This window comes from Citrobacter braakii (assembly GCF_009648935.1).
Classification (GTDB): Bacteria; Pseudomonadota; Gammaproteobacteria; order Enterobacterales; family Enterobacteriaceae; genus Citrobacter; species Citrobacter braakii.
In genome coordinates this window covers 547786-570300 of record NZ_CP045771.1, presented here as the reverse complement: position 1 = coordinate 570300, position 22515 = coordinate 547786, and the positions used below count along the sequence as shown (strand labels likewise).

Here is a 22515-nt window from a genome sequence, read left to right as displayed (position 1 = left end):
GCTCATCAAGATACGCAAAGTTGTAGCCGGAGAGGTTAGTGGTCACGGGTGGCCTCCTGTTGCAGGCGTTTGAGCAGTTCCAGCTCGGCCTGGAAATCGACGTAATGGGGAAGTTTGAGGTGCGAAACAAAACCCGCCGCCTCGACGTTATCCGCATGCGCCAGCACGAACTCTTCGTCCTGCGCCGGTCCCGTGACCGCTTCATCGTATTCGGCTGCCTGTAGGGCGCGGTCCACCAGCGCCATCGCCATCGCTTTACGTTCGCTCATGCCGAACACCAGCCCGTAGCCGCGGGTAAAATGAGGGGATTCGTTTTCTGGCGCGACAAAACCGTTGACCATTTCACATTCGGTCATCAGCAGTTCACCGACGTTCACCGCAAATCCCAGCTCTTCCGGTACGGTTTCCAGTGCCACATAGCCGCTGCGAATTTCGGCGGCAAACGGGTGATTGCGCCCGTAGCCGCGTTGGGTGGAGTAGGCCAGCGCCAGCAGATATCCCTCATCGCCGCGCATCAGTTGTTGCAGGCGTGAAGCGCGTGAGCAGGGGTAGACCGGTGGCGTGCGGGTAATATCATCCGGCTGAGCGCCGTTATCCTCTTCACGCTTTGCCAGTCCCTGGTTGGCCAGCAGGGAAAAGACGTGCGGAGAAGCGTCCTGCGCGTCGTCTGCGCTGCGCAGGGGTGGCGTTTCGCCATTGGCCAGCAGGGTAAAATCCAGCAGGCGATGGGTGTAGTCATAAGTGGGACCTAACAATTGCCCGCCGGGAATATCCTTGTAGACCGCAGAGATTCGGCGCTCAAGGCGCATTTCTGCACTGTTAACCGGTTCGCTGACCGCCACCTTTGCCAGCGTAGTGCGGTAGGCGCGGAGCAAAAAGATGGCTTCGACGTTATCGCCGCTGGCCTGCTTCAGCGCCAGCGCGGCCAGTTCGCGGTCGGCGATGCCGCCTTCGGTCATCACCCGGTCGACGGCCAGGTTCATCTGTTGTTCGATTTGCGCCACGCTCAGTTCAGCAATGGTCTCATCGCCCCGGCGTCGGTTTTCCTGCAGGGCGTGGGCGTTGGCTATCGCCTTTTCGCCCCCTTTGACGGCGACGTACATCAGCACACCTCCACATGGGTAGTTCGCGGAATAGCCAGCAGGCGTTCGCCGCAGGTGAGGATCAGGTCGACCCCCAGCGGGAACGGATGCGGGCGTTCGGTGAGTTCGTGGATCAGGCATTCCGGTAGCTGTGGCGCGATCATGCGCTCTTCAGCGATACCGGCGCCGGTCAGACGCAGCATGCGTCCACCGCTTAAGCCAGAGACCTGCACAATCAGCGTGGCGCTGGTTTCTGGCGCGACGGCGGAACCGGCGGAGAGGGCGTTAAGCTGTTCGCTGCTGATGCGTTCGTCGGCGACGGCAAAGGCCGCCAACTGCGGCTGATCCACCAGCGGCGCGTTGGTGTGAAAACGCAGATTCTGCCGGGCGATATCGTTATCCATCGACGGCGCAAGCCAGACCGGCGTGTCGCCATCGACCAGGGTCAGTAGCACGCTGGTGGTTGCCAGGCCCAGTGGCTGCCAGCCGTGTTTCAGTTGATGCAGGGCGACGATCACGCCCGGCTCACTCATGGCCTTCAGCAGGCGACGAAAGCTCTGCTGAGCATCCTGAACGGGTAAATTAAAAGCGGTTTGTAAGGTCATGCATTATCTCCGCGTACCAGCGTGAAGAAGTCGACCCGGCTGGCGTTGACTTCGGCACGGCGCGCGCTAATCAGCGCATCGCGTTCCGCTTCCAGCGGGGCAATTAAGGTTTCCATTAGGCTCTGGAAATGCGTTTGTTCCTGCAGCAGCGCGTCAATGACCGCGCACTGCTCGGCGTGTTGTTTGTTGCGTCCCAGCAGGTAGCTGTAGCCCAGCGTGCCGCTCTTCAGGCGAACCACTGCGCGGGTAAGCGTGGTATCACCGGCAAAGAAGCGGTTGCCGGTGCCGCCCATGCGAGCCTGGAGCTGCATCAGTCCGCTTTCCGGTGCACGGATAAGTTCATAGTCTGGCGTCAGTTTGAGCGCGTGGATGCGGGCGTTCAGGGCATCGGCATTGCTGTAAGCCAGCGCGCGCATCCAGCGCTGGCGGGTAGCGGTATCGAAATGCATTCAGTGCTCCATAGTGAATTCAATCATGTCGGCGCGGGTCAGGCTGACGGAGTATTCCGCCGCGTGTTCTTCGCCTTCACGGTGGTTCAGGGTGCGCACGCACAGCAGCGGCGCCATATTGGGGATTTCCAGCACTTTGCTCTCTTTAGCCTGTGCGCGGCGGGCGCTGATGCGCGTTTGTGTGCGCAGGAGCGTCAGACCGGACTGTTCGCGCAGGTAGTCGTGCAGTGAGCCGTTGTTAAAGCCCTGCAGCAGCGGCCATAGCGTGAGGTCGGAAAAATAGTGGTCGATCTGGCACAATGCGATACCGTTTACCCGACGCAGGGTGCGCAGATGAATCACGTTATCGCCCTCGTTAATGCTGAGCGCATCGGCAATGTGGCTGGAGGCCGGGCGCAGCACCGCCAGCAGTTTTTCGCTGGTGGGGTGGCTGCCCTGGTCCAGCAGGTTCTGGCTAAAGCGCGCCTGGGCATTAAGCGGGTAATCGAATGGGCGCATCAGTACCAGTACGCCAACGCCCTGGCGACGCTGGACCCAACCACGCTCAACCAACTGGTCAATAGCGCGGCGCAGGGTGTGGCGGTTTACCTCGTAGCGCGCGGCAAGCTGATGCTCGGCGGGCAGATAGTCACCGCAGCGATAATGATGACGAAGCTCCTGCTCAAGTCTCGCGGCAATTTCCTGATAACGCGTTGGATAACTGGTCGGATGTGTAGACAAGTGCATAGCAATCAATGCCTCGCTAATCAGATAAAGTGCTTACGCAAACGCTGGGAAAGGAAATCCAGCAGGCTGACGGTGACGATGATTAACACCATCAAGGCGCAGGTTTGCTGGAACTGAAAGCCGCGAATCGCCTCCCATAAAGTCACGCCAATACCGCCCGCACCCACCATTCCGACCACCGTGGCCGAGCGAACGTTGGATTCAAAGCGATACAGCGAGTAGGAGATAAGCAGCGGCATGACCTGTGGCAGAACGCCGTACAGAATCTCTTCAATTTTGTTGGCCCCGGTGGCGCGAATGCCTTCTACTGGACCTGGCTCAATGGCTTCTACCGCTTCCGAAAGCAGCTTGGAAAGCACCCCGGTGGTGTGGATAAACAGTGCCATTACCCCGGCGAACGGACCTAAACCCACGGCGACCACGAACAGCATGGCGAAGACCATTTCATTGATGGCGCGGCAGGCGTCCATCAGGCGACGCATCGGCTGGTAAATCCACCACGGTACGAGGTTATCGGCGCACATCAGGCCAAAGGGAATCGACAGCACAACGGCGAGGGCGGTACCCCAGACGGCAATTTGCAGGGTGACGGCCATTTCACCGAGATAGTCCTGCCACTGACTGAAGTCTGGCGGAAAGAAGTCGGCGGCGAAGGTCGCCATATTGCCGGAATCCTGGATCAGCGTGAGCGGAGCCATTTCGGCACCTTTCCACGAGACCACCAGCACGGCGAGAAGAATGGCCCAGCTCAGCAGTGAGAACCAGCTACGTTTGGGCGGGGCGACGGTGATGGTTTGCATGTTTAGCTCCGTGCGTAGGTTTATCGCCGGATGGCAGCTCTTGCGCCTTATCCGGCCTACAGAACATCGTCTGCCCGGTAAGCGAAACGCCACCGGGCATCAGGTTTACTGCACCGCTTTAGTCACGCTGGTCATGGCGCCCAGGGCGGCGGTCAAACGGTCAAGGTCGTCGAGCTGCGCTTTCAGCGCCGAGGTTTTGCTGGTTTTCTCTTCCTCGTTCAACCCTTTGTTGCCCTTCACGCCCTGCATCTCTTTAAACAGCGCCAGTTGGCGAATCGGTACCAGTTGCAGGTCGCTGGAGGCACGGAACGGTGCCCATCCCAGGCGTTCCAGTACGGTTTTCTGTTCCGGCGTTTTGCCGTAATTCATAAAGAAGTCGTACACCTTGTCCTTGGTGGTTTCGGAGAGGTTTTTGCGCCAGACGATCGGATCGCCCGGGATCAGCGGTGACTTCCAGATAACCTTCAGCTCTTTCAGTTTTTCCGGCGCGGAGGTTTTCAGCTTGTCGAGGTTTTCGGTGTTGTTGGTGGCGACATCGACCTGTTTGTTGGCGACGGCCAGCGCGTTGGTTTCGTGTCCGGCGTTAACGGTGCGTTTGAAGTCGCTGGCTGAGATGTTGTTTTTGGCGAAGACGTAGTAACCGGGGACGAGGAAGCCTGACGTTGAGTTGGGATCGCCGTTGCCGAATGTCAGATCCTTACGTTTGGCGATCAGATCGTTCAGGTTGTTGATCGGACTGTCTTTGTTAACGATCAACACGCTCCAGTATCCCGGGGAGCCGTCGGCAGCGACGGTTTGGGCAAACACTTGTCCATTAGCGCGATCTACCGCTTCCATTGCCGAGAGGTTGCCGTACCAGGCGATATCAACTTTGTTAAAACGCATTCCCTGAATGATCCCGGCGTAGTCCGGGGCGAAGAAGGCGTTCACTTTCACGCCCAACGATTTTTCCATGTCCTTCAGGAACGGTTCCCACTGTGGCTTCAGGTTTTGCTGTGATTCGGTCGAAATAATGCCAAAGTTCAGCGCTTTTTCTTGCTCTTCGGCCTGCGCCGGGCTGAACAAGGTGCTGATGCTGAACATGCTGGTAAAGGCCAGCGCGGCAACGGTCTTATAGCTCATGTTGTTTCCTTAATTAGTCTTTGTTCCAGGCTATTTCACTTGCCAGCCTGGCTGCGCCAATAACGCCTGGTTTTTTAGAACTATGCAGCCTGCGCGTTCTGTTCGACGCGGTTCATGCTGCGGTAGAGATGGTCAAAACGATCGTTATCAAAATGCTGGCTGCTGCCATCAAAGAAGACGTTGCCCTGACGAAGCGCGACAATGCGTTCGCAGTAGCGCAGGGCGTAATCCACCTGATGCAGCGTGACGACCACGGTGATGCCGTCGGTCTGGTTAATGTCGCGTAGGGTGTCCATCACGATGCGTGCGGATTCCGGGTCCAGCGAGGCTATCGGCTCGTCGGCAAGGATCACTTTGGCTTGCTGCATCAGCGCGCGGGCAATCGCCACGCGCTGCTGTTGCCCGCCCGAAAGCGTGGAAACGCGCTGGTATGCAAAGTGCGCCATGCCAACGCGGGTCAGCGCCTGTAATGCACGCTGTTTCTGTTCCTGGCTAAACCAGCTAAAACAGGTGCGCCAAAACGGCGTGCTGCCGAGTGCGCCAATCAGGACGTTTTCCAGTACCGTCAGGCGGTTAACCAGATTGAACTGCTGGAAGATGTAGCCGGTGTGGGCGCGGCTTTTGCGGATATCGCGCGCCAGGCGGCCTTCATGTTGAACGGTGCGACCCAGCAGTTCGACGTGGCTACCCGGGGATTTATCACCGACGATCAAACCGCTTAAATGACGTAAAAGGGTGGATTTGCCGGAGCCAGACGGCCCAAGCAGAGCCACCATCTCACCGGAACAGATGTTCAGATCAACCGCATTGAGCGCCTGATGTTGATTGAAGGACTTGGAGAGTTTTTCGACGCGAATAATCGTTTGCATGATGCGGCCTCCCTTAAAAAGTGGCCCCATCGTGGCGGATTAATGTGACGTTTTCGTTAAGGGATGGTTACTTGGTGATGAAGAGTTGAGCGATTTTTGATGACAGTACGGGAGGGCTGGCCTCCCGTTGGATTACTCTGTAGGTTGCTGCTGTTTGACGACGTTGATCATCCACGGCACGCCATACCGATCGCTCACTTTACCGAAACCATGAGCCCAGAAGGTTTCCTGCCAGTCCATTTCGATTTTTCCGTTTGCTGCCAGGTTATCAAACCAGCGTTTGCCTTCGTCGACGTTTTGCGTGTCGAGTACCAGCGTAAAGCCAGAGTAGTGGGCATTTCCGTCGGGGGCGCTATCGCTCATCATGATGTCGCTGCCCGCAACGCGCAGGTTGGCGTGGGCAATGGCGGTATCGGGGAATTTCATGCCTGAAGGGCAACCCTCTTCGCTGTTCTGCGCCGGTTTGGGCATTTCACCGAAGTTGATTTTGTAGAGTAGCTCAGCGCCTAATGTTTTTTGGTAGTAGGCGATAGCATCAGCGCAGTTACCTGCGAAGGAGATATAGGGACTTAACGGCATAATCTTTACCTCAGGTAAAAGAAACCAGTTAAGTGTAGTTATCGTCTGCAAAAATAAGCCAGGCGGGAAGTATGAGCTTCCCGCCTGGCAGATGAGCTGGCGTCGGCCTGATTGACGTATAGCGCCATCAGGCAATTTGCATCAGTTCTTTTTCACAAACTCAGATTTCAGCTTCATTGGGCCAAAGCCATCGATTTTGCAATCGATGTTGTGGTCGCCTTCAACCAGACGGATGTTCTTCACTTTGGTCCCGATCTTCAACATGGAAGAGCTACCTTTTACCTTCAGGTCTTTCACTACGGTAACGCTGTCGCCGTCAGCCAGCAGGTTGCCGTTGGCATCTTTAACGATCAGTTCGTCGCTGTCCTGAGCCGGTTCAGCATCGTTCCATTCGTGAGCGCATTCCGGGCAGATGAACATGCCGTTATCTTCGTAAGTGTATTCGGAGTTGCATTGTGGGCAGTGTGGTAATGACATGTGGATTTCCTCAAAAGTCAGCAGGGGCAAATGCGCCCAAAAATGGCAGATTGCCGAAAAAGGCCGCAATTATACATAAAATCCCTGCTTTTGTCGGGACTACTGCGTGATTATACAAAATGATCTGCTGTAAAGACCCTTTGCTTTTACCTCAATGAAAGTATGGCGGAATATTTTTTAAGGGAAATTGCTACGCTTAGGTATTTAAGATAAGGTGAGGCGAAATATCTGATATTCATAGGTAACGTTGCTTACGGATGCCTAAGCCATTGTGATTGAATATCATTGACCCCCTTAATTTTAGTAGGGGGATTACGCGGGTATTTTTTAAAACTGAACTACGCTGTTTATCTTTCTTACTTATTACATAAGTGAGAGGCATCCGGCCAGCGGTTATACGCCAAATTTATTTTAATAATATCAGTTGGTTGTTTTGATTTTAATTATTTCTACACGTAATTATAAAAGCCAAAAAATCTATAAATAAAACGATTGGGCTAAATAAAAGTAATGCCATTTGCGTTAAGGAAGAATTTTCCATGCACACACAGACAATATATGAATTAAGTCAGGAAGCGGAACGCTTGCTGATGCTCTCGCTTGAACATCTCAGGCAATTGCAAAAATTGCCTATGACGTCGTTGGATGATGTCGCGCTAAAACAAGGAGAGCATAGCAGACAGGTGGTTCAGCCCCTGCATTTCAGCGCGCGTGGCATGGATGTCCAGCAGGCAACGCTCAATAATGAACTGCGTAAGATTACGCGTCTGGAAATGGTGCTGGCGATTGTCGGTACCATGAAAGCGGGAAAATCGACGACGATTAACGCGATTGTGGGGACCGAAGTTTTACCTAATCGTAATCGTCCCATGACGGCGCTACCAACGTTAATTCGCCATACGCCGGGGCAGAAAGAGCCGGTGTTGCATTTTTCACATGTCACGCCTATCGATGCCTTAATGAAGGTTTTACAGCAGCGCGTGCGCGAGTGCGATCGCCAGCGTCTTACGCAGACCCTGGAAATTGATAAGGATATGAATGTCCTGCTGCAGCATATTGAAAACGGCGTGGCATTTGAGCGGTATTATCTTGGCGCACAGCCTATTTTCCATTGCCTTAAAAGTCTGAATGACCTGGTGCGTTTGTCAAAAGCACTGGAAGTGGATTTTCCTTTTGCCGCCTATGCCGCGATTGAGCATATTCCGGTTATCGAGGTCGAATTTGTCCATTTGGCCGGTCAGGCGAGCTATCCGGGGCAATTAACCCTGCTGGATACGCCGGGGCCGAATGAGGCCGGGCAACCTCATCTACAAAAGATGCTGAATGAACAGCTGGCGCGGGCTTCTGCGGTACTGGTGGTGATGGATTACACCCAACTGAAATCGATTTCCGATGAAGAAGTGCGCCACGCTGTCATGGCGGTCGGCAAGTCAGTGCCGCTGTATGCGCTGGTGAACAAATTCGATCAGAAAGACCGCAACAGTGACGATGAAGAGCAGGTGCGGGCGTTAATTTCCGGCACGCTGATGCAAGGCGGGATTGCCCCGGAGCGAATCTATCCGGTTTCTTCGATGTGGGGGTATCTGGCGAACAGGGCGCGTCATGAGCTGATGGCTCGCGGGCGGCTGCCGGATCACCAGGTGCAACGTTGGGTACAGGATTTTGCCGAAGCGGCGCTTGGCCGACGCTGGTGCACCAACGATCTTGAGGATACGGAGCACATCCGCCATGCAGCCGATCTGTTGTGGGAGGATTCGCTGTTTGAGCAGCCGATCCAGAAAGTGATTCATGCCGCTTACGCCAATGCTTCGCTGTATGCGCTACGCTCAGCGTCGCATAAGTTATTGAACTATGCGCAAAGCGCGCACGAATATCTGGAGTTTCGCGCCCATGGGTTAACGGTTGCCTATGAAAAACTGCGGCTGAACATCACGCATATTGAAGAGGATATGCAGCAGTTAGAAGTGAGTCAGGGGCGGGTGAGTGATGAAGTCAGTCATGAGGTCGAGCTGGCGCTGGAGGCTGCCGCGGCCTATCTCAATGAGCAACAGACTGAGATTCTGTGCGGCATCAACACGTTCTTTATCAAAGAAAACGTCCTGATGATGTCACAACATGGCCAGGGGGCTGGCGTTTCCTCGGCAGAAATGGCCGGAGAAATGCTGGTGTTGCACGATGAAGGGCAGGCGAAAATCGTGCTGGATAAAATGCGCTCGTCCTGTGAAGTTGTCTTGCTGGCAGCGCAGGAAAGCATCAGTCGGGATTTAGCTCTGCGCTTTGAACAGCTTGAGTCGACGCTGTCCCGGGCGCTAAATGACGCCATGCGCCCCATTGAGCAGCGGGTGAAAGAGGAGCTGAACCACGCTGGTTTTCGTGCGCGGATCCGTTTTCCGGCGTTTCATGCGGCGATGTTTAACTTCAACACCCGCCAGTTGTTTAACGAGGCCATTGAGCAGGATATTCCGGCGGAAAATGCGCCGTCAACTGGCGGTGTGGTGCGTGATACCTTCTCTCGCTGGTTGAATCAGCCCAACTGGGGATGGAATGAGTACGTCGAAACAAAAACGCGTTATCTCATTGATATGGGCGCACTGCATAAGAACCTTGTGCACTATGTCACCCAGTTTTGCCAACAAATTCGTAAAGCTTTAGCTGCGCAGGTCGATATTTCCGTTACGGCAGGCATGGCCACGTTTTTTGCTGATTTTTCACTGTGTTTGACGCAATTACAGGCGAGCCTGCGTGAGAGTCTGACCCTGCGCCAGCAAAATGAATCTGCGGTGAATGCCTTGAACGAACAACTGCAGCATCGCATTACGACTGCGGCATGGCTTTATGAAGATTCCCGCTTGCTGCGCGACGATATCAATACCCTTTTTGCAACCGAGCACACATGACTAACGTGTTACTGGAAGGCCCCGGGCGGACGCTGGAGTGTGTCTACCCGAAGTTTATGGTCGATCTGGTTCAGGGAGATGAAACCAAACGTTCCGGCGGTTTTCTGCAGCAGCAGCAGCGGCTGCGTGCGCGCCTGACGCAGGAGGTGCTATCCCAGACGCAACTGCGAGCATGGGTGTTGGCAGGCGTGTCCAGCGAGCATCTGGTGATGCGTCTAAAACTGGTGGAAAAACTGGCGGGCATGATCGATCCGGGCCATCTGGCGCTGGTACGGATCGCCGAAGGGTTGATGTTTTTACAACAAACCGAACACCCGCGTGGACTCTCCACGCCTGGTCTTCTGCAGCAGATAAATTCACTCGTTGACTGGTTTACCCAGCGCGGCGCTTATAAAGAGAAGGCGGTGACGCAACGCGGCCTGACGGTGCAAGCGGGCGAACATAGCGAGCAAATTTTTACCCGCTGGCGGGCTGGCGCGTATGACGGCTGGTCGTTACCTGGACGCTGTTTTGTGGCGTTAGAGGAGCTGCGCTGGGGAGCCTTTGGTGACGCCTGCCGGTTAGCAAATGCCGATGTGGTGTCAATGCTAAAAGACAACCTGCGAACGATGGCTGCTCAGGCGCTGGCAGACAGCGTGAATGCGGCCCCCGCCACGCGTCATTACTATCATCATTGGCTCAGCACGCCGGTGGTTGGCGGCTCGGGTGAGCACAACGATATGTTGAGCTGGCTCGGGGACTGGTGCGATGCGCAGCGTCATCCGGTGAGTTGGTCGGTGACGCAGCGTTGGCAAAATGTGGCGTTGGGCATGCCGAGATTGTGTTCGGCGAAGCGGCTGGTTGATGCGATGGTTGAGGAGATTTTTGCACCGTTCCCGCTCATCAATTGAGCAGGAACGGTGAGTGGGATAAAGGCAGGTTTAGTGGTGCAGTGAGTCTGCCGGGGTAGCCACCGTCTCATTGACGACCGGGTTTTTATTAAAACGTTTGGCATACAGCGCGGTGATAATCGGCACCAGAATCGCGGTGACTATCACGCTGGCGGCAACCAGCGCCGTAGCGGATGCGGCAACCGGTTCAAATGCCGGGTTAATCTGGGCGATAATCACCGGGTTTGCCACTGCAGCACCTGCTGCAGAAGAGGCTGCTACGCCTGCCGTACCGTTCCCGCCACCAATAACGCGGTCAGCAATAATCAGCGGAATACCGGTGATGACGATAACCGCGACGCCCAGCAGGATGCCCAGCAGACCCGTATCAACGATGACGCTCAGGTTAATCGTGTTGCCCAGCGCGAAGCCGAAGAACGGGATCAGCACCGGCGTGGCTTTGCTGAAGAAGGAACGCAGATCGTGATCCAGGTTACCCAACGCAAAACCAATCAGGAACGGTAATACCGCGCCGACAAAATGGTGTGGTTCGAAGGAAGCCAGACCCGCGGAGCCGAGGATCACCATGGTCATTAACGGACCGGATTCCAGAGACATCAACACAAATGCGCCAGACTCTTCTTTGGTTCCGTACTGGTTCATCAGGCTGGCGTACAAACCGCCGTTGGTCATGTCCATCGCTGAAACAATTGCCAGTACCGAAAGACCGGCAAAGAACCCAGTTTGAATACCGGTATCAGGAATAAATGAAGCAGCAATCATTGCCACTACCCATGCCACGGCTATTTTAGTTAATACCAGTGTGCCGGATTTGCGTAATACCGTGCCGGTTGCTCGTAAATCAATAGATGCACCGATACAAAAAAACCACACTGCCAGAATCGGCACCGTTCCGCTGATCATTCCTTTGGTAAACGAACCGAAATACGCGCCGGTATCCGGAGCTAACGTATTTAACACTGCGCCTAATAACAGAGGAATCAACATCATTCCGCCAGGGATGCGTTCAATCGTAGCTTTAATTTTCATAAGCGTCCTCATCTCTTGTCGCAGGTAATACACGCGCAAGGAAATAAAAATTAATAAATTCAAGTGGTTACTGATGTTTCTTAACAAAGAAAACAGCTATCTCTTTGTTTTATAAAATCTAACGCGGCATACGTTGAGCGTGTTGCTGCTCCCAGGGATATTGCGTCTGGAATTAGTTTGCATTCATGGGAACATTGATTCAATCAAAATAAAACGATGTTTTAGTTATCTTCATCACATATTCCGAGCAAAAGTTCCTGAGTGCTCTGATTATTAAAAAAGCTGTGATCTTTTTGTGAAGAGATTAGGTGGGTTTTTGCCTAGCAGAATAATAGTGACTGTTGTGATTGTTGGTGCAACAAAGCGATTTATTCTTGTATTTAATTGCCAGAAAATCGCAAGCATTACATGTTAAAAAGTTGACTAAGAATGACCTGATTTACGCATGTTGACGAAATGGAAATCTATATGTGAAGTTGATCACAAATTTAAACACTGTTAGGGTAAAGAGGTCATTAACCGCCCAATCAGGCGTCAACAGGTTCGGTTGTACTGCTCGTTTCTCGTCAGTGTAAGTAAACCTGCTACGCTTGTTACAGGGAATGCGTCTGTGCATTCCCCGCTCGGTGATGACCTTGACGCAGGGGCGTTGAGGGACTCGATCTGTAGCGTGACAGGGCTAAGTCTATGAGGACGAGTATGCTAAAAAGGAAAAAAATAAAACCAATTACGCTGCGCGACGTTACCATCATTGATGACGGTAAACTGCGAAAAGCCATTACCGCGGCGTCGTTAGGTAATGCGATGGAGTGGTTTGATTTTGGTGTTTATGGGTTTGTTGCTTACGCATTAGGTAAAGTGTTCTTCCCGGGGGCTGACCCCAGCGTACAGATGGTTGCTGCACTTGCCACCTTCTCTGTTCCCTTTCTGATTCGACCGCTTGGCGGATTGTTCTTCGGTATGCTTGGCGATAAATACGGTCGTCAGAAGATCCTCGCTATCACCATTGTGATTATGTCGATAAGTACCTTCTGTATCGGTCTTATTCCCTCGTATGCCTCGATTGGTATCTGGGCGCCGATTCTGCTGTTGCTGTGTAAAATGGCGCAGGGGTTCTCGGTCGGCGGAGAGTATACCGGGGCGTCGATTTTTGTCGCAGAGTACTCGCCAGACCGTAAGCGCGGATTTATGGGCAGCTGGCTGGACTTCGGCTCGATTGCCGGGTTTGTGCTGGGGGCGGGCGTGGTAGTCCTGATCTCAACTATCGTCGGCGAAGAAAACTTCCTTGAGTGGGGCTGGCGTATTCCGTTCTTCCTGGCGCTACCGTTAGGGCTTATTGGCCTGTACCTGCGTCATGCACTGGAAGAGACTCCGGCGTTCCAGCAGCACGTGGATAAACTGGAGCAGGGCGATCGTCAGGGACTGCAGGACGGTCCGAAGGTGTCGTTTAAAGAGATTGCGACCAGGCACTGGCGCAGCCTGCTGGCATGTATTGGTCTGGTGATTGCCACCAACGTCACCTACTACATGCTGCTCACCTATATGCCGAGCTACCTGTCGCATAACCTGCATTACTCTGAAGACCACGGCGTGCTGATTATTATCGCCATCATGATTGGTATGCTGTTTGTGCAGCCGGTGATGGGTCTGCTCAGCGACCGCTTCGGACGCCGTCCGTTTGTGATTATGGGCAGTATTGCGCTGTTTGTGCTGGCTATTCCGGCATTTATTCTGATTAACAGTAACGTCATCGGCCTGATTTTCGCCGGGTTGCTGATGCTGGCGGTGATCCTCAACTGCTTTACCGGGGTGATGGCGTCAACGTTACCAGCGATGTTCCCGACGCATATTCGCTACAGTGCCCTGGCCGCAGCGTTTAATATCTCGGTATTGGTCGCTGGTCTGACACCGACGTTGGCCGCATGGCTGGTGGAAAGCTCGCAGAATCTGATGATGCCTGCTTATTATCTGATGGTGATTGCGGTGATAGGTTTAATTACCGGCGTGACCATGAAAGAGACGGCTAATCAGCCGCTGAAGGGGGCTACGCCTGCCGCTTCGGATATTCATGAAGCGAAAGAGCTCCTCGGCGAGCACTACGATAATATTGAGCATAAAATCGAAGATATCGATCAGGAAATTGCTGAGCTGCAGCTTAAGCGTACGCGCCTGGTGCAGCAGCATCCGCGGATTGATGAGTAATCATGTGATTTATCATATCAACTTAAGGTTGGCTTAATCTGTGTCAGGTAAACTCTCCTCCAGAGTATTGGAGGAGAGTGTCATGAAAAACCGCATTTATGAAAGTTTGACCACCGTGTGCAGCGTGCTGATCGTCAGCAGCTTTTTGTACGTTTGGGTGAGTTCTTACTGACCTTTCGCTAATTCCACCCAAGCGCGAGTGCCGGTGGTTCCCTGACGATTTTGCAAATAGAAATGCCCGTGATGTAACTGGGTGATACGACTGACAATGCTCAGCCCCAGCCCAATCCCGCCAAAACGGCTGTCCATACGCACAAACGCTTTACTCAGCTCCCCGCATTTACTCTCATCAATGCCAGGGCCTTCATCTTCGACGGCGATAACGGCATCATGCTCTGTATTCAGGCTAATCGTAATATGGGTGCCTTCCGGGCTGTAACGATGCGCGTTCTCCACCAGATTTCGCAGCAGCATTCGTAATAGCGTCGCATCGCCACGTACGACAACGTCCGCCGTGCTTTGCGGTAGGAGCAGCGTCTGCTGACGCTGGTCCAGCATGGTGCTGAGTTCATCGTAGGAGGGCAAAATCACGTCCTCCAGCAGTTTGACGTGCTGGTAGCTCCCGGCCGAGAACGACTGTCCAACGCGGGCGAGTTGCAGCAGTTGCGATACGCTGTCCATCATTTGGTCAAGGCGGGCAATTAACGGTGAAACGTCGACCTTATGGGTTTTGGACAGTAATTCCAGATGCAGGCGAACGCCTGACAGTGGGGTGCGCAGTTCGTGGGCGACATCGGCGGTAAATAAGCGTTCGTTTTCAATGGTGCTCGTCAGCCGCGTCACCAGCTCGTTGAGCGCTGAGACGACCGCCTGGATCTCAACGGTTGAACTGTGAACTTCAATCGGAGCAAGGTTATCGGCTGCCCGCGTTTCTAACTCTTTTTGCAGATCCGCCAGCGGGCGAGTAATACGTCGTACTGCCTGGTAGCAAATCAGCAGCGTCAGGCTGACCATAAAGATACCGGGGACGATCAGGCTGGCGATGGCTTCGCGGATTTCATGCAGGATGTGGCGATCGTTGTTACGATTTTCGCGTAACGCCTGTTCAAATAGCTGTATTTGTTCGGTGCTTTCGTGCCACAACCAGAAGGTGCTAATCAACTGGAAGACCAGCAGAATAAGACCGATGGTCAGCATCAGGCGATGACGAAGCGGGAGCGGTTTTTTTAGATATTGCAGTAGCTTCACTTAGCTTTCCTCAGTGGCAACCAGCATATAGCCAAATCCCCTGACTGTGCGGATACGTGCTTTACCCACTTTGTCCCGCAGGTTGTGAATGTGCACTTCCAGCGTATTGGTCGACGGTTCGTTATCCCAGCTGTAGATGTCGTTATACAGGATTTCCCGGTGTACCGGGCTGCCCGCTTTAAGCATCAGGCGCGACAGGAGTGCGTATTCTTTCGGCGTTAAGATAACTTCTTGTCCATCCATCCACACCTGGCGACGACCGATATTCAGCGTCAGGTTACTGACAATGAGTTCACTTTCACCCTGATTGTTATGACGACGCAGCAGCGCCCGGATGCGGGCATGCAGTTCTTCCAGTGCGAACGGTTTGACCAGATAGTCATCGGCGCCAACGTCCAGCCCGCTGACCCGGTCTTTCACTGTATCGCGGGCGGTGAGGATAAGCACCGGCACGGTGTATTTTTTCTGTCTGATGCGGTTCAGGAAGTGCAGGCCGTCTTCATCCGGTAAGCCCAGGTCCAGAACCACCAGACTGTAATGGCCGGTCTCCAGACACTGCTCCGCGGCACGGGCCGTTGATACGCCGTCGCAGGCATAGCCTTCTGTTTGCGCGGCGAGTATCAGTCCCTGTAATAACAACGTATCGTCTTCAACAATCAGAATTTTCATTCGTTTAGCCTCCCCGGCAGGGTTGCAGAATATCATCTGCCGCCTGATATTTCTGTGTTTGCACGCCTGTTAATCCCAGCAGGGTTGAGAAGAGATTATCCTGTGAGAAGTCCTCTGAGCCTGCCCGTTTTTGCAAACATGTCTGAGAGACTTGATAGCGTTGCTGATAATCTTCTGAGAGCCACAGCAGCATCGGCACATGTTTTTGCGTATCTGGCGCAATCGAATACGGCAGGCCGTGTAAATAGATGCCATTTTCCCCTAAGGATTCACCGTGATCGGAAAGGTAGACCAGGCTGGTGGTGAAATTATCCTGATGCTCTTTCAGTATATTGATTGCTTTATCAACAATATAGTCGACGTAAAGAATGGTGTTGTCATAGGTATTGACCAACTGTTGCTGTGAACAAGTCTGGATTTCGTTGGTGTCACAGGTTGGCGTAAATTTCTTGAACTGCGCAGGATAGCGGTTGTAATAGGTCGGACCGTGGCTGCCGATGGTGTGCAGCACAATCACGCCGTCGCCTTGCAGGTTATTAATGTACTCTTCCAGCCCGTGGAACAGCACGTCATCGTAGCATTCCCCGTCAATACACTGCCCTGGCAGGTTCAGCTTAGTCATATTCTGGTGCGGTACCCGGTCGCATGCCCCTTTGCAGCCGCCGTCGTTATCGTTCCACAGAACGTTAATTCCCGCCCGCTGAATAATGTCGAGCACGCCTTCCTGATGCTGCGCCAGTTCTTCATCGTAGTGTGCGCGTGGCATTCCCGAGAACATGCAGGGGACAGATACTGCCGTTGCCGTTCCGCAGGATGTGGTGCGGGGGAAATAGACCACATCATCTTTTTCCAGCAACGGGTTGGTCTGGCGCGAATAGCCTGACAGCGAGAAGTTATCGCCGCGTGAGGTCTCGCCGAGCACCACAATCGTCAGGTTCTTACGCTTTTCTTTCACCATCAACGGATTGCGATGGGCGTCTTCGCCAATGCGCACCAGCGGCAGGTGGGCCAGCCTTTGGTGTGAATACCAGGAAGAGGTCGCCACAATGCTGTTGGATGGGCTGAGAGATTTCACCAGTTCTTTATTGTTGCGAAACAGTGAGGCGTAATCTTTGTAGAAGAACGCGGCGACCAGCACGATCAGCAGCGCGGAGATCAGAATATTCGCGCCACGGAACAGTACGCTGCGCATGGCCGGGGCGATCGGTTTGATTCTTACCCAGCAGGCAATGAGCGCGGCGAGAATGCCGCTTACTCCGAGCGTGATGAGCATTTGCGGCGTCAGCAAAGCAAAGGTTTCGGCGGGTGTGGTGTCCATCATATTGGCGATCATCGAGCGGTCAATGATGATGCCGTAGGTCATGATGAAATATTGGGCCGATGCGCCAACCAGAATGAAAACACAGGCCACCAGGCGATTAAGCCACAGGAATGAGGCCAGCGTCAGCACAATGTTCATGACGCTGAAAGCGACGACCGGCATCGACAAAAACACCAGCACGTTACGCACGGAATCCAGGGGCAGTTCTTGCAGCACTTGTTTATAGAACGCAATGTTCAGGAAAGTCGCAAGATAAAATGAGATCAGGAGAAGCCAGCTGATTAGCCCGAGAGTGGGTCTTTTAAACAGGTGCTTTAACATTAAGGGGGTTCCATCGACTAAGTGCTACAAATCCTCTCAAAGTAAAATTAAGCCAACCTTAAGTTCTTAATGTTGATTTCAGGAATCGCGGGGGGCGGCGTTGGCCCGATGAACTTACGCCATCGGGCAACGACGACTGTTTGCGTTAGTTATTGTTTACCGGAGCATCCAATGGATATGGGTTTTTATGGATCCGATTGTAGTTCAGTGCATACAGCGCGGTGATGATCATCAGTGTGACGAATGACCACATCACCTCTTTGGCACCGGAACCGACAACCGCCCAAATGCAGTAAACAAAAGCGATAAAGGTCACCAGTAAGTACATCGGACGCGCTTTACCAAAGTGACCATGGCCGAGCAGCAGCAGCGCGGCGCAGGTGTACAGATACGGCACCAGCGTGAAGATAACGGAGACTGAAGAGACCAGACCAAACTCTTTCGCAGCGTTTGGCGACATGCTGCTGAACTGGAAGATGGTCATCAGAACGCCGACGATAATTAACCCGGCTACCGGCGTACCGGCTTTGTTAACGCGGGCAAAAATCGGTGGGAACAGGCCGTCATCGGCTGCCGCTTTGGCGGTTTGCCCGGCAAGCAGCGTCCAGCCGCCCAGGGAACCAAGGCACCCGGCCGCGGCACAGAAGGAGACAATCGCCCCAGCGGTGTCACCCAGCGCCATGCGTGCGGCATCACCGAACGGGGAGGCTGAAACACGCAGCGCCGCGTTAGGGATCATACCCATAATCGCCGTGGTGGAGAGCACATAGCAAACGGCGGCAATCAGCACGCCGCCCATGGTGGCGATAGGCACGTTACGTTTGGGATTTTTAACCACACCTGCCGCGACGGAGGCGCTTTCCACGCCGATAAATGACCACAAGGTTACGTTCAGAGTGCTTTGAATCGCACCGAAGGTGTTCATACCGCTGACGTTCCATGCCGCCATATAGGTTTCACCCCGGAACCAGAACCAGCCGAAGACGGCAATACCGACAATTGGCACCAGCGCCAGTACCGTTGCGACGGCCTGTACACGGGTGATCATTTTTGGTCCGACAATGTTCAGCAATACGAAGATCCACAGTACCACGACGCAGGTCAGCGTCAGGACCAGCGGATCTTTTAAGATGGGGAAGAAGTAGCTCAGGTAACCGACGCCAATAACCACCATGGCGATGTTACCAATCCAGCAAGCCAGCCAGTACAGGACGTTGGTCTGGTAGCCCAAAAAAGGACCGAAACAGCGGCGGGCATAAGCGTAAGAACCACCGGGACTGGAGTCTAAGGACGACATTTTCGCGTACACCATCGACAGCGCCAAAGCACCGATAATAGTGACCAACCATCCGTAGATTGCAATCCCGCCAGTTGACGCAAGGTTTGCGGGTAGCAGGAATACACCGGAACCCATAATATTCCCCGACACCATAAGGGTGACGGGGATTAAGCCCACTTTGTGAGCATCAGCATCCGTCGACATATTTAGTAACTCCTGATAAGGATAAATGACGTCTTATCATACCTCTTCAGAAGACTATTTTATGATGGCGGACTGGGGGTATCGCTAATGCTGATATTATTATGGCTTATCGCTAACTGATTAAAAATCAGGCAGCGGATGGCTCCCTATGTTGACTGACATAATGCAGAGGCGTCATCCCATAGAACTCTTTGAATACGGAAATAAAGTACGAGGTACTGTTATATCCGCACAGTTGAGAGACCTGGGAAATGTTTTTGCCATCCATCAATAATTGATTGACGGCATAACGCATGCGACACGTGGTAATTATTTGGCTGTAACTTGTATTTTCACTTTTAAGCTTTTTCTTTAACAAACTGGGGCTCAGGCATAAGCAACTGGCAACCATGCTTAAATTCCAGTCTTTATGTATATCGCTCTCAATAATGTGATAAACGCTGTCGCTGATACGACTGCGTAGTATATGCATGAGCAGAGAAATAAACTTTTTGCTGCCGAGAAAGCGTGATAACACCGTGAACAGTAGCGAGCGCGTGCGCACACTTTCACCTTCGTCCATTGTGTCCATTACGCTATATTGGGCAGCCACCCGGAAGACATCCGGCGTCAGACAGACGGCGGTCATCACTGGGTTGGCACTGCGTTGCCAGAGTGGGATCTGTGAAAGGTCTTTATTTAAAAAACGTAGATAGTCTTTAATGATATCACGGCTGATATGTACGACCAGTGCGTTATTAAGTGATGAGAAATCGATAATATTATTATCGCATGCTACCAGCGCCATATGATTAGCTTTTAAGCTGATGGCTTCTTTACCGTTAATCCTTAACCAAACATCCTTCTCCGTTAATACAACAACACAAGCTGCTCTGCTGCAAACCCTCATACCCAAACTCCAGGAATATGAACATAAAACACCGTAGCTCACCATCAGATGAACCATATCGGCTAAATTGAAATTGTATGATGAATCCAGGACCGCATTAAAATAACGTGTCTGAAATTAATTACAATGTTTGGTGGGAATTTTCTTATGTACACTTTTTTTTACGCAAGTGGAAACGTGATATTTGCGTATAAAAAAAGCGCGGGGTGGTCCCGCGCAAAAAGGTATGACAATGTTATTGTTTTGCAGCAATACTCAGGAATTACTCAAGCATGACATGTCTACCTTAAAAATCGGACTATCTATAAAATGACATTATGCTTTCACGCACATGACGTGATATACACCGTCAATAATTTCCGTTCCTTCGGTTTCATGTTCAAATCCAGGGAAGTGGTGGTCCCAGGACTGCAACGAACGTAGATAACTAATCTGCGGGCTATTGGCGTCGCCAAAGTTTTCCCCGGACAGCAGCATTGGAATTCCCGGTGGGTAAGGAATCACAGAATTCGCAGCTATACGACCCGGCAGATTTTCAATGGCCACCATCTCAACGTTATCGCTGACTATCGCGTTATAGGCTTCACGCGGGGTGATTTCAGCAACGGGCAGGCCGGAGTAGGCCGCGTTGAGTCGGCTGCCAGGGTTGTTCTCTTTCAGCCAGGCAAACATGGTGTCGCCCAGATCGTGAATGCCCATGTTGGCGTATGTGTCAGGATGTTCCTCAACCAGTTCTGGCATCACCTGCGCCAGCGGTGTATTGGCATCGTAATGGTGTTTGAATGAGCACAGGGTATTGATCAGCGTGCCCCATTTCCCACGGGTAATCCCCATTGAGAACAGGAACATAATCTGGAAATCGGTGGTACGGGTCGGCACGATACCGTGGCGGCCAAGCCAGGCGGTGACCAGCGCTGCCGGTACGCCGCTCTCTTCCAGTTCGCCATCATCGCCCATCCCCGGCGCCAGAATACTGACTTTGATTGGGTCCAGCATGCTCCAGTTATCCGGCAGGTCTTTAAACCCGTGCCAGGATTCACCCGGACGCATCACCCAGCAGTTCTGGTCAGTGGTCAGGAGCTGGGTTGGCGCATCGGCAAAGTCATAGGTTTTGCCAGTTTGCGGGTCAGTCACCACTTCTTTGTTCCACGGTTTGAAGAACCAGTCGCCTTCGGCGGAAAATTCTTTGTACAAACGCGCCATGGCCTGACGGAAATCGACCGCTTCGTCGATCACTTCCTGGGTGAGCGACAGACCGCTGTTGCCGTCCATCATGGAGACCGCCACGTCGTTTGATGCGCAGATGGCATACAGCGGAGAGGTGGTGGCGTGCATCATGTACGCCTGGTTAAAGCGGGAGAAGTTCACGGCCCCACGACCTTCACGGACGTGAATGTAAGACGCCTGAGAGAGCGCATTCAACAGTTTGTGGGTCGAGTGGGTCGCAAAAACGGTAGGGCCGTTATGATCGCCCGGCGCGCCACGCATAGCGTAGTGATCGGTATAAATTGGGTTAAAGCGGGCATAGCCGTACCAGGCCTCATCGAAGTGGATGCGATCGCTGGTTTGCGCGAGCAGGTCCTGGGCCTCTTTGGCGTTGTAGCAAACACCGTCATAAGTACAGTTGGTCACAACGCTGTAAGACGGTTTTTGCCCGGCCTTGCCTTTGGTCAGCGGGCTTTCGCTGATTTTTTTCTGCAATGTTTCAGGTTGCATTTCTTGCGGGTAGATAGGGCCGATAATGCCGTACCGGTTGCGGCTTGGCACCATGTACACCGGTTTTGCGCCGGTGAGGATCAACCCCTGCTCGATAGATTTGTGGCAGTTACGATCCAGCACCACGACGTCGTTGTCGGTCATACAAGCCTGCATGATGGTGCGGTTAGAGCCGGAAGTCCCGACCACTACGGACCAGGAGCGGTCAGCGCCAAACACGCGGGCGGCATATTTTTCGCTCTCGCCAAATGCGCCGGTATGATCCAGCAGTGAGCCGAGCGATGCGCGTTCAATACCCATGTCGCTACGGAATAAGTTTTCACCGTAGTAATCATGGTAAAAACGACCCGCCGGCGTTTTGGTAAATCCGACACCGCCCTGGTGACCAGGCGCCGCCCAGGAGTATTCATGGATGTCGCCGTACTTCATCAGCGCGCTGAACAGTGGCGGCAGAAGCTGCTGGCGGTAACGGGTCATCGCCGCAACGGCACGTCCGGCAATAAAGTCTGCGGTATCTTCCATAATCCAGGCGAATTCATCGACAAGCTCCAGCAGGTCGCGATCCAGCGATGCGGTGGCTTTTTCGCGATCGCCCAGCAGGAAAACGGGAACGTTTTGCTGGCGCTCGTGGAGCTTGCCGATCAATTGCCTGACGTTCAGGTGCTCGTCTTGTTGTTCCATTTGATAGCTGAACATCAGGCAATCAATGGCTTCATTAGCGGCGAGGATTGCGTAACCATCGTCGAATGAGGTGGACTTAATGACGGTAACATTTTGGCGGCTTAATGCGTCAGCCAGACGTTCGACAGCGCTACCGACCCAGGTGTCCTGATGCAGAAACTCACTTTCAACAATTAATACTTTCATCATCTTTTACCCGGTTGTGGAAAGGTTGCAATTTATGGATTGCAGACACACCGTATGAATGTGACGCAGGCAAGTATTATCCTGACAAAATGGGCTGTAAAGCGGGTGATAAATAGTCTGATCTGTGTTTAATTTGTTTTTAAACAAATAGTTATGTTTGCTTATTGGCGATTTTTCACCGCTGTTTATCGACAGGGGGAATATTTTTTTGGCTGATACTGATATCGGCGAACGATAGGGATCGTAGGCCGGGGTAACGCCGGTGGTTTCTGGC

The 22515-nt window shown here is 53.0% G+C and carries 20 protein-coding genes; 4 read left to right on the top strand and 16 right to left on the bottom strand.

The features are described 5' to 3' along the window. Positions 1–35: 35 nt before the first annotated feature. From GFC06_RS02605 to GFC06_RS02565, 9 genes are all read right to left on the bottom strand, one after another. A complete protein-coding gene (locus GFC06_RS02605; RefSeq protein ID WP_016155475.1) occupies positions 36–1103 on the bottom strand; it encodes a carbon-phosphorus lyase complex subunit PhnI in 1068 nt (355 codons plus the stop codon). Beyond that, a complete protein-coding gene (phnH, locus tag GFC06_RS02600) occupies positions 1103–1687 on the bottom strand; it encodes a phosphonate C-P lyase system protein PhnH (protein WP_003031824.1) in 585 nt (194 codons plus the stop codon). The genes GFC06_RS02605 and phnH overlap by 1 nt, the downstream gene beginning before the upstream one ends. Further along, positions 1684–2136, bottom strand: coding sequence for a phosphonate C-P lyase system protein PhnG (phnG, locus tag GFC06_RS02595; protein ID WP_019077841.1), 453 nt, complete (start codon positions 2134–2136; stop codon positions 1684–1686). Before phnG ends, phnH begins: the two co-directional genes overlap by 4 nt. Continuing rightward, entirely contained in the window at positions 2137–2862 is a 726-nt protein-coding gene (gene phnF / locus GFC06_RS02590; protein WP_016155477.1) for a phosphonate metabolism transcriptional regulator PhnF, read from the bottom strand. 20 nt (positions 2863–2882) lie between these two features. Continuing rightward, entirely contained in the window at positions 2883–3662 is a 780-nt protein-coding gene (gene phnE / locus GFC06_RS02585) for a phosphonate ABC transporter, permease protein PhnE (RefSeq protein WP_016155398.1), read from the bottom strand. A gap of 105 nt (positions 3663–3767) precedes the next feature. Further along, complete coding sequence (gene phnD / locus GFC06_RS02580) at positions 3768–4784, bottom strand: phosphonate ABC transporter substrate-binding protein (RefSeq protein ID WP_016155399.1); 1017 nt, start codon at positions 4782–4784, stop codon at positions 3768–3770. 80 nt (positions 4785–4864) lie between these two features. Further along, the gene (phnC, locus tag GFC06_RS02575; protein ID WP_016155400.1) at positions 4865–5653 is read right to left on the bottom strand and encodes a phosphonate ABC transporter ATP-binding protein; all 789 of its coding nucleotides are present in this window, start codon (positions 5651–5653) and stop codon (positions 4865–4867) included. A gap of 132 nt (positions 5654–5785) precedes the next feature. Next, on the bottom strand, positions 5786–6232 hold the full coding sequence (gene yjdN / locus GFC06_RS02570; RefSeq protein WP_016155401.1) for a VOC family metalloprotein YjdN: 447 nt from the start codon (positions 6230–6232) through the stop codon (positions 5786–5788). Positions 6233–6373: 141 nt separating this feature from the next. Beyond that, positions 6374–6709 (bottom strand): zinc ribbon domain-containing protein YjdM, encoded by a 336-nt coding sequence (locus GFC06_RS02565; protein ID WP_003031835.1) that lies wholly within the window; start codon positions 6707–6709, stop codon positions 6374–6376. Between the two features lie 539 nt (positions 6710–7248). Here GFC06_RS02565 and crfC point away from each other — a divergent pair. Beyond that, positions 7249–9606 carry a clamp-binding protein CrfC gene (crfC, locus tag GFC06_RS02560; protein WP_049043176.1) on the top strand — a complete coding sequence of 786 codons (2358 nt, stop codon included), beginning with the start codon at positions 7249–7251 and terminating at the stop codon, positions 9604–9606. Next, complete coding sequence (locus tag GFC06_RS02555) at positions 9603–10496, top strand: diguanylate cyclase regulator RdcB family protein (protein ID WP_153689809.1); 894 nt, start codon at positions 9603–9605, stop codon at positions 10494–10496. Before crfC ends, GFC06_RS02555 begins: the two co-directional genes overlap by 4 nt. 30 nt (positions 10497–10526) lie before the next feature. Here GFC06_RS02555 and kdgT read toward each other — a convergent pair whose 3' ends face one another. Further along, positions 10527–11525 carry a 2-keto-3-deoxygluconate transporter gene (kdgT, locus tag GFC06_RS02550; protein ID WP_047357715.1) on the bottom strand — a complete coding sequence of 333 codons (999 nt, stop codon included), beginning with the start codon at positions 11523–11525 and terminating at the stop codon, positions 10527–10529. Positions 11526–12224: 699 nt separating this feature from the next. On the opposite strand from kdgT, the gene proP reads away from it, so the two are divergent. Further along, positions 12225–13727, top strand: a complete 1503-nt coding sequence (proP, locus tag GFC06_RS02545; protein ID WP_016155405.1) for a glycine betaine/L-proline transporter ProP — start codon at positions 12225–12227, stop codon at positions 13725–13727. 82 nt (positions 13728–13809) lie between these two features. Then, the gene (pmrR, locus tag GFC06_RS02540) at positions 13810–13899 is read left to right on the top strand and encodes an LpxT activity modulator PmrR (RefSeq protein ID WP_016155406.1); all 90 of its coding nucleotides are present in this window, start codon (positions 13810–13812) and stop codon (positions 13897–13899) included. Here pmrR and pmrB read toward each other — a convergent pair. The 6 genes from pmrB to adiA all read right to left on the bottom strand — a co-directional run bounded on the left by pmrB (position 13893) and on the right by adiA (position 22241). After that, positions 13893–14975 (bottom strand): two-component system sensor histidine kinase PmrB, encoded by a 1083-nt coding sequence (gene pmrB, locus GFC06_RS02535; RefSeq protein ID WP_016155407.1) that lies wholly within the window; start codon positions 14973–14975, stop codon positions 13893–13895. The two genes, pmrR and pmrB, sit on opposite strands and share 7 nt — an antisense overlap. Then, positions 14976–15644 (bottom strand): two-component system response regulator PmrA, encoded by a 669-nt coding sequence (pmrA, locus tag GFC06_RS02530; protein WP_047499584.1) that lies wholly within the window; start codon positions 15642–15644, stop codon positions 14976–14978. Positions 15645–15648: 4 nt separating this feature from the next. After that, positions 15649–17286, bottom strand: a complete 1638-nt coding sequence (eptA, locus tag GFC06_RS02525) for a phosphoethanolamine transferase EptA (protein WP_019077837.1) — start codon at positions 17284–17286, stop codon at positions 15649–15651. Positions 17287–17431: 145 nt separating this feature from the next. Beyond that, positions 17432–18769, bottom strand: coding sequence for an arginine/agmatine antiporter (gene adiC, locus GFC06_RS02520; protein WP_016155410.1), 1338 nt, complete (start codon positions 18767–18769; stop codon positions 17432–17434). A 127-nt stretch (positions 18770–18896) separates the two neighbouring features. Next, positions 18897–19658: an AraC family transcriptional regulator gene (locus GFC06_RS02515; protein ID WP_016155411.1), complete on the bottom strand. Its 762-nt coding sequence runs from the start codon at positions 19656–19658 to the stop codon at positions 18897–18899. Between the two features lie 315 nt (positions 19659–19973). After that, a complete protein-coding gene (adiA, locus tag GFC06_RS02510) occupies positions 19974–22241 on the bottom strand; it encodes an arginine decarboxylase (RefSeq protein ID WP_141876126.1) in 2268 nt (755 codons plus the stop codon). Positions 22242–22515: the final 274 nt, after the last annotated feature.